This is a genomic window from uncultured Sphaerochaeta sp., assembly GCF_963676625.2.
Taxonomy (GTDB): Bacteria; Spirochaetota; Spirochaetia; order Sphaerochaetales; family Sphaerochaetaceae; genus Sphaerochaeta.
This window is the reverse complement of sequence record NZ_CAXXYB010000002.1, coordinates 219,494-231,025: the sequence shown is the minus strand read 5'-3', so window position 1 is coordinate 231,025 and position 11,532 is coordinate 219,494. Positions and strand designations below refer to the sequence as shown.

Here is an 11,532-nt window from a genome sequence, read left to right as displayed (position 1 = left end):
ACAAACACTTGGTATGACCCATCCTTGGAACGCCAGGGCGCCATTGCTCTTCTTGACCAAGGTTGTGATGTAATCGCACAGCACCAGGACACCACCGAACCTGCAAAGGCTGCCATTGAACGCGGCAAATATGCCATTGGTTACAATGCAGACTTCAGAAGTATGATCGGTGATGACCGCATCCTTGTTTCCCCAATGTGGAACTGGGGTAATTACATGATTCCTGAAGTACAGAAAGTACTGGATGGAACTTGGAAATCCCAGAGTTACTGGGGAGGTCTCGATGATGACATGATTCATCTTTCCCCCATTTCCCCGTTGGTTCCCGCAGACTTCCAGAAAGCTGTCCTTGCCAAAGAGGCAGAGATCAAGGCTGATACCTTTGATGTATTCTGGGGTCAGTTGAAGGATCAGACAGGTACCGTCCGACAGAAGGCTGGAGAAAAGATGGCTGACCAGGACATGCTTACCATGGATTGGTTCGTTGAAGGCGTCATTGGATCTGTTAAATAGTTACTGGAAAACCTTAGATATAGGGGCGGGCCATTCGCCCGTCCCTAATTCTTTCTAATGTGCGCCTTCCTTCCAAGGGCACTGACAAGTGGAAAAATAATATGGACATGAACAACACCGGCGAAGAAGTCGTCGTGCGAATGATTGATATATCCAAACACTTCCCCGGGGTTCTTGCCAATGACAAAGTCAACCTGACCCTGCACAGAGGTGAAGTACTCGCCTTACTTGGTGAAAATGGGGCGGGAAAAAGCACCCTGATGAACATGCTTGTCGGACTCTATCGACCTGACAGCGGTCAGATTTACATCAACGGAAAGCTTGCCGAAATACATTCACCCCAGGATTCAATGGCACTTGGCGTTGGCATGATCCATCAGGAATTCATGTTGGTCGGCAATATGACAGTTGCCGAAAACATTATCCTTGGCATGAAAGATCTTCCTATAATCCCACCCATGCCTGAAATCAAGGCAAAGATCATTGAACTGAGCAAGCGATACGGTTTGCAAGTATATCCAGACAGGATTATCCAAAATCTCTCCGTAGGTGAACAACAACGCGTAGAAATTCTCAAGTTACTCTATCGCGGGGCACAAATACTCATTCTTGACGAGCCCACAGCCGTATTGACCCCGGGCGAAGCAAGGGATCTGAACGAGATAATCAAAAAGATGCTCTCCGAAGGTAAGAGTGCTATCTTTATTACCCATAAAATGGACGAAGTAATGGAATTTTCCCATACGGTCCAGGTACTCAGACGCGGAAAAAGCGTCAGCGTATGTGCAACAAATACAATCCAACGGGTACAAGACCTTGCCAATATGATGGTAGGAAGAGATATTCTCTTCTCGCTTGAACGAGGGCCCTATGAACCTGGGGAAATCAAGCTGGAAGCAAAAAATCTGGTAATGGAAGCCCTGGGAGGAGGAAGACCTGTCCTTGATGATATTTCCTTCCAGCTCAGGGGCGGGGAGATTCTGGGAATTGCCGGAGTTGCAGGAAATGGTCAGCAACAGCTGAGTGAAGCCCTCACAGGGCTGGCCCACCTTTCAAAAGGAAAAATACTTATCAATGGCAAGGATATGACCAATAGGACTCCCTTGCAGATAATTAAGAATGGAGTAAGCCACATCCCCGCTGACCGGGGAAGAATGGGAGTTGTCGGGGACATGAGTGTCGGAGACAACCTTTCAATGAAAAAATACCGCACCAAGGAATTGTCGAACCATTCCATCATAAAGAAAGGACTGGTCAGAATATTCGCCAAAAAATTGATCACTGCCTTTATGATCAAGACCCCTTCCCAGGAGACTTCGGTAAAATTTCTTAGTGGCGGAAATATCCAAAAAACAATTCTGGCACGAGAAATCGATTCTTGTGGAGGCATACTCATAGCCGTCTATCCTTCCAGGGGATTGGATGTAGGGGCAACAGAAGCTGTTCGCCAGAATCTCATCAAGCAAAGGGATATGGGAAATGCAGTCTTGCTCGTTTCTGAAGAACTTGAGGAACTTATGATGGTTGCCGATAAAATTGCAGTCATGTTTGAAGGAAAATTCATGGCGATACTTGACGTCAAAGAGGCAAAGACCGAAGAAATCGGATTGCTTATGGCTGGCGTACAGAGGAGGGATGTATGAGACTTGCCCTGGAGAAACGGGACAGCAAGTCCCGAAAAATGACCATCCTGGTCCCAATCTTTTCCTTGTTGATCTCTTTTGCCTTGGGAGCAATCGTCTTGTTGCTTTCACATGCAAATCCGATAAGGACATATTACGAGATGTTTCGCGGAGCTTTTGGAAGCCCTACAAAGCTTCAGTACACGATTACCAAAGCCATTCCCATACTCTTGTGTGGACTTGCAGTAGGAATTGCCTTTCGACTTAAATTCTGGAACATCGGAGCCGAGGGACAATATGTTTCCGGCGTAATTGGCATTACCTGGGTCATGCAATTCTGGACCTTTCTTCCTCATTGGATGGTTCTCCCCGTCGGAATGATCATCGGTGTATTGTTCGGGGCAATCTGGGGAGGAATACCCGGTGGGTTGAAAGCCCAATGGGGTGTTGATGAAACCCTTGTGACCTTGATGATGAACTATATTGCCATTGGGTTTGCCGAATACCTCTATATCAATGCCTGGAAAGCTCCCAGAGGAAATATGGGGACCGTAAAGTATCCTGAGTTTGCATGGCTTCCAAGGGTATGGGGTAAAATTCACAGTGGACTGTTCATTGCCTTGGCCTTGGTTCTGGTCCTTTGGTTTATCCTCTACAAGACACGTTGGGGGTTTGAACTCAATATGATCGGTAAAAATCCCCGGGCTGCCCAATGCCAGGGAGTCTCCATCAAGAAAAACATCATACTTGCCATGTTACTCTCCGGAGGAATTGCGGGATTGGCAGGTGTAATAGACTCAGCTGCAGTAACGCATTGCCTTACCAAGGGAGTTGACTCTGGTTATGGATTTACCGGTATCATCATAGCCTGGATGAGTGGTCTGAATCCCTTTGCCTCCATTATCTTCTCGATTATCATGGCGGCCCTCGATACTGGTGCCGATGCCTTACAGATCAGTCTGAAACTTCCTTCTGCCATGGGAGAGGTCCTGCAAGGACTCGTTCTCATTCCACTGCTGGCCGGGAGTATTTTTACCGAGTACAAGCTTATTGCTGTCGGAAAATCTATGGGAGGCAGTAAATGAACTTCATTGAATTTTTTACAAAACTACTGGCGGTAACACTGGCAATGGGAACTTCCCTCACCTATGCCACCCTAGGTGAAGTCTATACAGAAAAAACGGGCATACTGAACCTTGGAATGGAAGGAGTCATGCTGATGGGAGCTCTTTCCGGTTTTGCAACCACGTTTGCCACAGGCAATCTGTATCTGGCCCTTATGGTCTCCATGCTTGTCGGAGGATCCTTTTCCTTGCTTCATGCGTTTCTGTGTATCACCATGAGAGCCAATCAGGTTGTTTCCGGTTTGGCAATCACAATGCTTGGGACAGGGTTGGCAAATTTTCTGGGTCAAAGGCTGGGACCTGCCTCCAATGGTTTTAACCTTGCAGGAATGAACCTTCCTGCAAAATTTGAGAACATCTCCATTCCGGGACTGAGCAATATCCCTATCCTGGGAGCTCTTTTCAACGTAAGTATCCTTACCTATGCCTTGTATATCATTCTACCCTTGAGTTGGGTACTGATGTACAAGACAAAATTCGGCATGATCGTAAGGGCAGTGGGAGAAAATCCCCGTACCGCGGCAGCCATGGGCATTTCGGTATCCAGGACGCGATACATTTATACTACCATCGGTGGAATGCTTGCAGGATTGGGCGGAGCTTGCCTTTCCTTGAGCTTTACGCCCAGCTGGAACGAGGGTATGACAGGAGGCAAGGGATGGATCGTCATTGCCTTGGTCATCTTTGCTACTTGGAATCCTGGTAAAGTCGTTATAGGCACCTTGATCTTCGGAGGTATCACCAGCCTTCAATTCAGTTTGCAGGCAGCAGGAATCAAGATGGTCATTCCGACTCAGTTCCTCGCCTTCTCGCCCTACTTGATTACCTTGGTGGTATTGGCCGTCATGACAATTGTGAACCAAAAAAAGAAAGGTTCCTTTGCCTCGCCTGCGGCTTTGGGAACTTCCTTTGCCATCGATGACAAGTAACTGATCAAGAATCAATTTAAAAGGTCCCTGTTATAGCAAAAACTATATCAAGGACCTTTTTATCTTTCTAAAAACCTCAGAACGAAAAGAAAGCCTTTGCATTATAATAACAAACATCCCTGATGACAGTGGCAATGTCTGATTCCTTACCAAAGTACTCACCGTTTTCTACCAGACTACCAAGAAAATTACAGAGTACACGCCGATACAATTCATGCCTTGGATAGCTAAGGAAGCTCCTGCTATCGGTGAGCATTCCTACAGAAAGACTCAACGGATACAGATTGGCTACCGCCTCAAACTGTCTTTGTATCCCAAAGGATTGGTCATTGAACCACCAAGGAGCTCCCAGCTGTACTTTTGCACGGATTCCTCCTTCACAAAAACCAGCAGCAAGGACTGCATAGGCCTCTATCTTGGTTCCATCAAGTGGGTAAAGAATTGTCTTGGGCAATTCACCCAAGGTTGACAACTTATCCAAGAGAGTCCCTACACTTTTGATACGGGTACTATCATCAATGCAATCGAATCCCGTAGAGTGTCCGATTATGGCAACCTTACCTGTATTCGTATCAAGATACGTACCTATATGCAATTGCATTACAAAGCCATTACGCTTGTAAATTCTGGCAATTTCGAACAAGAAAGCTGAACGATAGCGATCAATTTCCAAGGAAGAAAGGATTTCTCCTCTGAGGGCTTTTTCAAAAACGGACGCTATCTCTTCATCAGTATAGTCCACCCATGTAAAATCCGGAATGCCATTGTCACTTACCGTCGAACCAATTTCCTTGAAAATCTGGAGTCGTTGCTCCAAGGCTTTGAACAAACCAGAAAACGAATCTATTGGCAGACAGGCAGCCTGAGATAATAATTGTATATAGGATGAAAAATCTTCCTTTTCACAAAACATGGCTCGATCTGGACGATAAGCTGACAATATGCGTGTTTTAGCGGAAGAATTTTCCCTCATCTTATAATGGTAGGATAGGGAATCAATGGGGTCTTCGGTAGTACAGACTACCTCTACCTTTGATTTCTCCATACACCAACGAGGCGTTATATGATTTTGGGCAATCAAGGTCTTTGTCATCGCGTATATCCTTGGTGCATTTTCTGCATCCAAGGGTTCCTCGATATCAAAATACCGCTTCAATTCCAAAGCACACCATATGTATATCGGGTTTCCCACAAGCTTCGGGAAAATGGTGGCAAAAGCTAGATATTTTTCATAGAAACTAGCAGAACCGGTAATGAACTTTTCTTCGATGCCAAAAGTACGCATTGCACGCCATTTATAATGATCATGAGCCAACCACATTTCCCCAAGGTCCTCAAATTCTTTGTTCTCAAAGATTTCCTGGGGAAGCAAATGACAATGATAATCAAGAATAGGCATCTCTTTTGCATACGTTTCATACAGATATTTCCCGGTAGTGTTCTTCAAGAACAAATCTTCGGAAAAGTGACCATTCATTCCTTCAAGCATATGAGGATCTCCTTTTAAAAGCCTATCAAGGCACCACCGTCTACGGGAAGACAGGTACCATTTATATAGGAAGCAGCATCACTGCACAGAAATACCACGGCCATTCCGATATCCATGGGGTCCCCGACTTTTTTCATAGGAATCCTACCGAGGATTTTTTCCAGACGTGGTTGATCGTTGTCAGTAGCCTTATGGAACATGGGAGTATCGATCCACCCCGGGGCAATGGCATTTACCCGTACATTCTCTGGACCGCATTCAGTTGCCAGGGTATGGACAAGCCCAAGATACCCTGCCTTTGCCGTAGCATAACCAGCTACCGCGGGTTGCCCAATATAACTCGTCATACTTGCCTGAAAAAGGATACTTCCTTTTTTGTTGGCTTTCATATGGGGCACGATTGCCTTGGTAAGTGCAAACGCCCCGACCAGATGAACGTTCAAGACACTGACAAAATCTTCAACTGTCATATCCTCGATAAGTTTCTTGCAATGGTTGCCTGCATTATTTACAAGAATACTTATGGGACCATTTTCTGCAATTATACGATCGACCATTTGCTGTACTCTTGCAGTATCTGTAATATCAAATTGATAGAAGATTGCTTTCCCTTCGAATTCAGCAAGAGCTGCCTTTCCTTCTTCAGCACTTTGCCTGCTAAGTACAGCAACCTTGGCTCCCGCGCCGACAAGACATTTGGTAATTGCAAAACCAAGACCTGTAGCGCCACCGGTAACGATGGCAGTCTGGCCTTCAAGAGAAAACAAGTTATTTATTGAAAACATTTCTTACTCCAAAGGATTTATATTTTTTCTGAACTAGCAATGGCATCTGGGCAATACTTCCTTATCTTGGTATTTATAGGGAATGCAGTATTCTTTATGTCCCAACTCTTCGCTCTTGGACCTATGCCCACTAGCCATGGACAATACCATTTTGCAAAGATCGAGTGTCATTTCCTCAAGGGAACAAAGCCCTGAAAGCACACCTCCCCCATCGAAATCCATATCGCCTTCCATACGCTTGTACGTATCACTGTTTCCCGTAATCTTGAGAACTGGAGCAACAGCACTACCAACCACATTTCCTCGGCCGGTAACCAAAAAGACCAGATGACATCCGCAAGAGATTAAATCCATCAAACCTTCATTGTCATTGGGATTCGTAATACCAAACTGCATCCAGTAGGGATCAGGAGTGGAATCAAGCAACCATAAGCCGCTATGAGGAGGTTTCCCACTTACCTTGAGCACACCTTCAATGAGTTTTGTCCCACTTTTCGCTACAGCCCCCATACTCTTTTCCTCAATGGTCGAAAGCCCTCCTGCGAAATTACCGGGACTAACCGAGTATTGCCTGACCGATTTGCAATAGGCAAGAGCTTTGTCATAGGTATATTGCAATTCTTTTTTGGCTTTCTCACTTGCGGCTCGTTTGGTCAACAATTCAACTAATCCAACTGTCTCGACAATCTCTTCAAATATTGCAGTTCCTCCTGCTTCGACAAGCTTATCAAAGAAACGGCCCACCACGACATTACCAGCCAATCCGCTGGTGTAATCGCTTCCTCCGCACTCCCCGCCGATAACAAGGTCCCCAAAACCCATATCAACACGTGGAGTATCCTCCAAGGCAATAAGCATCTCCCTTACCTTTTGAAGCCCGAGCTCAATGGAAGGTTTTGTACCGCCTTCCTCCTGAATAAACATCCAGGAAGTCTCTTTTCCCTCCTCCCTGGCAATATCGGAAAGCCATTGGGGTTGCACGTATTCACACCCCAGCCCTACGACAAGGACTGCCCCGATATTCGGATGCCTAATGAGGGAGATGAGCAACCTTACGGCATATTCATTGTCTGTACACCCACCAAAGCCGATACAGTCAACATCGGAGCTTCCAGACAGTCGGGTAATTTCCTTGGCAACAAAAGACGAACATTCCACGGTATAGATTACGAGTACCTTATTACGAATGCCTTTGCTACCGTTTTTCCGTGCATAGCCTTTCCACGTTTTTGTTCCTGAATAATATTCCCTATTCATACTTAGTGTCCTTGGGGGCTCCCGTTATACTATCCAGGTGACTTGAACGTTCATCGTACAGACTATGCATACAGTGGAGATGCACCCAGGCTCCCTTGGGTATAGCTATGCTGGCCCTTCCAATGACAATTCCATATTTAAGGATATCCTCACCTTCAACAATATCTTTAAGAGCAATTTTATGACCAATAGGTATGGACTCTATTGCTTCTATGGATTTCTCTTGGGCTTCGCCATATAACAAGACAGGCCCAGGGATAACCGGGCACAAGACGGTAGCAACCGAATCGTGCACCTGAATTTGGAATGCAGATTGTTTTTCTTCCATGAAGATACCTTTAGAGAATACCAAATTTGGCAAAAGCCTCAGTGGCGGTCATTCCATTTTCAATGGCATGGCGAACGACCTTCTCTCCTGCCGCTTTTTCCAAGGATTTTTCCAGGACTTCCGAGGCAATTTCCCTGGGTATGACCAACACCCCATCGTCATCACCGAACAACAGATCCCCATCGTTGATTGTTACCTGCCCGATCTCAATCCTACAACGAAAATCGACGACCTTGGTCCTTACACTCGAATCCTGGGCATAGCAACCACAACTGAATACAGGCCAATTTTGTGCAAGGACCTGTGGTGTATCACGATGCCAACCATCGAGAACCGCACCTACCGATCCACGAGTCCTTGCTGTTGCTGTCAGCAACTCTCCCCAATAGGCGCAACGCATTGTTCCACCAGTTGCGATATAGATTTCATTTTCCCTCAGTTGATCAAGAGCCTCGGTTAAATAACCGAAAGGTTTGTCTTGAGGACCATAGACATCAATCATGAGTACCGTCATGGCTTTTCCTGCCAATTTCATACCATACGCGAGAGGTCTTATGTTTTGGGGTAGAAATTGATGATAATATCCCATTCCATCTAGGATGTCCCCGACAACTGGGGTATAGAGTTTTTCTTTCATCAAAGCAAACATTTCATTTTCAGTATTCCAAATTTCCATATAACACACTCCTTGTGCTTCTTGAGAATCATGAGACTAAATGAGAAATAGTTTCCTGAGGTCTTTTTACCTATCAGGAAAAACAATGCGAAGCCAATCCATACACAGGGGAAACCAGGAAGCAACATGTCTATCGGCCATCCGACCCTTCATCAGATCCTCTACCTCTTCAGTTGCCAGCGAGAGTCCATGGGCCCCATACGGAAAAATGTGCATTTCCCAGGGAAGGTTGAAATTGGACAGGGAATTGGCAAATAGCAAGGAATTCTTTACCGAAACTTCAGGATCAGACGCAGTATGCCAAATAAAGGTAGGGGGAGTCTTTTCCCCCACAAACTGTTCCAACGAGAAAAACCTTGTATCCTCTTTTCCCACCAACCGTTCAATACTAGGTTTGTGACAGTATTCACCTGCAGTAATTACCGGATAGCCAAGGATCAAAGCATCAGGACGATGCATTGATCTTTCTTCTGACTGGGAAAATATCTGTTCGTCATCCCAATGCACTCCCAAGCTTGCCGCAATGTGCCCCCCTGCCGAAAAACCACAGATTACAACCGGTTGCCGTACACTGTTTAGAGTTGAATCAGCAAGACTCCTTATTGTCCTCACCGCCCAGGCAGCCTGCCTAAGAGGCAAAGTGCCAAGCACAGGATCATCTATCGAATAGGAGAGGATAAACGGTTGCCACCCTTGATCCAGAAAAGCTTGGCCAACTGGCCAGGCCTCCCGAGGAGATCTCCATAGATACCCTCCTCCAGGACAGACAATGACTGAGCCCTTCGGGTTGGCAATTGGTTCATACTCCATACTTGCCCCCAGCTCCTCGCTACAAATTGTCATTCTCATACTAAGCTCTTTTCATCTATACACCCAAGACAGGCATAAGAAGATTTGGAAGAAACATAACAATACCAGGGATATAGGTAATCAAGAGCAATACTACAATCATGACTATGAAAAAGGGAACCAAAGTCTTGATGAGTTTCTCGATGGGAACCCCAGAAACTGCTGAACCGACAAACAAAGTACCTCCAACAGGAGGGGTAATGAGCCCAATACCCAGGTTTAAAATCATGATGACGCCGAAATGCACTGGGTCAAGTCCACAAGTCATTGCAATAGGAAGGAGTATCGGGGTAGCGACAAGGATGATGGCAGACATATCCATGATGGTACCGAGAAGCAACATGGTAACATTGAGAATCAACATGATTGCATAACGGTTGTCCGTAAGCCCAAGAATCGCAGAGGCAACCATTTCAGGCATTTTCAGATAGGTAAGCAACCATCCAAAGACCTGGGAAGTAGAAATAAGAATCATGACAATTGCAAGAGTACCCAGGGATCGTTCGATTACATGCCACATTTTAACCGGAGTAAGTTCCTTATACACAATAAAGCTTACAAAAATTGCCCAGACTACCGCAATGGCCGCTGATTCGGTTGCCGTAAATATACCACTGACAACGCCAACTACAACGATGATGACGGTAATGAGTCCCCAAATTGAATCCGCAAGAGTAACCAGGACGTTTTTGATATTGAAGGGTTCACCCTTTGGATAATGCCGTTTAACGGCCAGGATATAGCTATAGATCATCAGTGCGATACCGAGCACGATGCCGGGAATGATACCACCAAGAAACAGACGCCCGACAGAGACGCTTCCTGCAACCATGGCATACATGACCATGTTATGGCTGGGTGGGATAAGAAGTCCTTGAACGGAACTGGCCATGGTAACATTGGTAGAAAACTCATCGTCATATCCCTGTTCATGCATCATGGGAATAAGTATGGTTCCCAATGAAGCGGTATCAGCAGTTGAAGAACCTGAAATACCCCCGAAGAACATGGAAGCAACTATGTTTACCATTGCCAAACCACCCCGCAGCCAACCTACCAAGGCATTGGACAAATTGATCAAACGTTTTGAGATTCCACCTGCACCCATCAGTTCGCCGGCGATGATAAAAAAAGGAACTGCCATCAAGGTAAATACATTGACTCCCTTGACCATGAGTTGGGCGATTTGCATCATCGGAAGCCCGAGATAATAAGTCGTAAAGATACTGGCAAGTCCAATTGCAAAGGCTATAGGAAACCTACAAATCAACATGACAAAAAAAGATCCCACCAAAATAAGGACAGCAGTGGTATTCGTATCCATTTATTTAGTCCCCCCAACTGAAAAGAATTCATTCTGTATATTCTGGTCTTCCGCATCTTTGACCAATTCCTTGGCCTCATCCGCGATGGATCTGTCACCAAGTCTCTCACCATGTTTGATCCGTACCCAAAAATTGATGAATCGTTCGATTTCCATAAGACAGAAAGCAATTCCTGCAACGGGACAGGAAAGATATAACCACATAGAGGTAATCCCCACCCCGGTAATGACATTCCGTTTTGCCAACATTGAGAACTTCCATCCGAATACAATGAGAAACACGCCAAAAAGGAAAATAAAAACTTGGGAGACAGCCCGCATGACACAGACAACATTCGGGGGAACAATCATATCAATGACCGCCATCCTTATATGGGTATCCTTTCGGATTGCCAAAGCGGCGCTGATAAGGGACATGTAGACCATAAACATCAATACGACGGGTTCACCCCAGACAAGACTTCCTTTGATGATATAACGGTTGAACACGACAAAAGCAGTGATACCAACCATTCCAATAAAGCAAAGCTTGCATATGGTCATAAACAACCAATATATCCAATCAAAAAACTTAGTTACTTTTTCCAAGGTGATTCCTCCGTTTCCTGAAAAGAGGAGACAACCATGATCGTTGTC

At 45.5% G+C, this 11,532-nt stretch carries 12 protein-coding genes; 4 read left to right on the top strand and 8 right to left on the bottom strand.

All coding sequences use genetic code 11. The annotated features are described in order from the left end of the window. The 4 genes from ACHZBG_RS02750 to ACHZBG_RS02735 form a co-directional block, all read left to right on the top strand. On the top strand, nt 1-513 hold a 513-nt coding region (locus ACHZBG_RS02750), incomplete at its 5' end, for a BMP family ABC transporter substrate-binding protein (RefSeq protein WP_320127912.1). 101 nt (nt 514-614) lie between these two features. Next, nucleotides 615-2,156: an ABC transporter ATP-binding protein gene (locus ACHZBG_RS02745; RefSeq protein ID WP_320127911.1), complete on the top strand. Its 1,542-nt coding sequence runs from the start codon at nt 615-617 to the stop codon at nt 2,154-2,156. Next, on the top strand, nt 2,153-3,220 hold the full coding sequence (locus ACHZBG_RS02740; RefSeq protein WP_320127910.1) for an ABC transporter permease: 1,068 nt from the start codon (nt 2,153-2,155) through the stop codon (nt 3,218-3,220). Before ACHZBG_RS02745 ends, ACHZBG_RS02740 begins: the two co-directional genes overlap by 4 nt. Further along, entirely contained in the window at nt 3,217-4,188 is a 972-nt protein-coding gene (locus ACHZBG_RS02735; protein WP_320127909.1) for an ABC transporter permease, read from the top strand. Before ACHZBG_RS02740 ends, ACHZBG_RS02735 begins: the two co-directional genes overlap by 4 nt. Nucleotides 4,189-4,264: 76 nt before the next feature. Here ACHZBG_RS02735 and uxaC read toward each other — a convergent pair whose 3' ends face one another. The 8 genes from uxaC to ACHZBG_RS02695 form a co-directional block, all read right to left on the bottom strand. Further along, the gene (gene uxaC / locus ACHZBG_RS02730; protein WP_320127908.1) at nt 4,265-5,677 is read right to left on the bottom strand and encodes a glucuronate isomerase; all 1,413 of its coding nucleotides are present in this window, start codon (nt 5,675-5,677) and stop codon (nt 4,265-4,267) included. Nucleotides 5,678-5,691: 14 nt separating this feature from the next. Next, complete coding sequence (locus ACHZBG_RS02725) at nt 5,692-6,462, bottom strand: SDR family NAD(P)-dependent oxidoreductase (RefSeq protein ID WP_320127907.1); 771 nt, start codon at nt 6,460-6,462, stop codon at nt 5,692-5,694. A 33-nt stretch (nt 6,463-6,495) separates the two neighbouring features. Continuing rightward, nucleotides 6,496-7,719 (bottom strand): UxaA family hydrolase, encoded by a 1,224-nt coding sequence (locus tag ACHZBG_RS02720; RefSeq protein ID WP_320127906.1) that lies wholly within the window; start codon nt 7,717-7,719, stop codon nt 6,496-6,498. Continuing rightward, entirely contained in the window at nt 7,712-8,047 is a 336-nt protein-coding gene (locus tag ACHZBG_RS02715) for a UxaA family hydrolase (RefSeq protein ID WP_320127905.1), read from the bottom strand. Before ACHZBG_RS02715 ends, ACHZBG_RS02720 begins: the two co-directional genes overlap by 8 nt. A gap of 10 nt (nt 8,048-8,057) precedes the next feature. Further along, entirely contained in the window at nt 8,058-8,723 is a 666-nt protein-coding gene (locus ACHZBG_RS02710) for an RraA family protein (RefSeq protein WP_320127904.1), read from the bottom strand. 66 nt (nt 8,724-8,789) lie between these two features. Then, nucleotides 8,790-9,572, bottom strand: coding sequence for an alpha/beta hydrolase (locus tag ACHZBG_RS02705; RefSeq protein WP_320127903.1), 783 nt, complete (start codon nt 9,570-9,572; stop codon nt 8,790-8,792). Nucleotides 9,573-9,588: 16 nt separating this feature from the next. Then, nucleotides 9,589-10,896, bottom strand: a complete 1,308-nt coding sequence (locus tag ACHZBG_RS02700; RefSeq protein ID WP_320127902.1) for a TRAP transporter large permease — start codon at nt 10,894-10,896, stop codon at nt 9,589-9,591. After that, nucleotides 10,897-11,484 carry a TRAP transporter small permease gene (locus tag ACHZBG_RS02695; protein WP_320127901.1) on the bottom strand — a complete coding sequence of 196 codons (588 nt, stop codon included), beginning with the start codon at nt 11,482-11,484 and terminating at the stop codon, nt 10,897-10,899. It lies immediately after the preceding gene. Between the last annotated feature and the right edge of the window lie 48 nt (nt 11,485-11,532).

Bases quoted from the DNA above. Each gene is read 5' to 3' on its own strand.
- ACHZBG_RS02745 (WP_320127911.1), top strand. From the start codon at position 615: ATGGACATGAACAACACCGGCGAAGAAGTCGTCGTGCGAATGATTGAT.
- ACHZBG_RS02740 (WP_320127910.1), top strand. From the start codon at position 2,153: ATGAGACTTGCCCTGGAGAAACGGGACAGCAAGTCCCGAAAAATGACC.
- ACHZBG_RS02735 (WP_320127909.1), top strand. From the start codon at position 3,217: ATGAACTTCATTGAATTTTTTACAAAACTACTGGCGGTAACACTGGCA.
- uxaC (WP_320127908.1), bottom strand. From the start codon at position 5,677: ATGCTTGAAGGAATGAATGGTCACTTTTCCGAAGATTTGTTCTTGAAG.
- ACHZBG_RS02725 (WP_320127907.1), bottom strand. From the start codon at position 6,462: ATGTTTTCAATAAATAACTTGTTTTCTCTTGAAGGCCAGACTGCCATC.
- ACHZBG_RS02720 (WP_320127906.1), bottom strand. From the start codon at position 7,719: ATGAATAGGGAATATTATTCAGGAACAAAAACGTGGAAAGGCTATGCA.
- ACHZBG_RS02715 (WP_320127905.1), bottom strand. From the start codon at position 8,047: ATGGAAGAAAAACAATCTGCATTCCAAATTCAGGTGCACGATTCGGTT.
- ACHZBG_RS02710 (WP_320127904.1), bottom strand. From the start codon at position 8,723: ATGGAAATTTGGAATACTGAAAATGAAATGTTTGCTTTGATGAAAGAA.
- ACHZBG_RS02705 (WP_320127903.1), bottom strand. From the start codon at position 9,572: ATGAGAATGACAATTTGTAGCGAGGAGCTGGGGGCAAGTATGGAGTAT.
- ACHZBG_RS02700 (WP_320127902.1), bottom strand. From the start codon at position 10,896: ATGGATACGAATACCACTGCTGTCCTTATTTTGGTGGGATCTTTTTTT.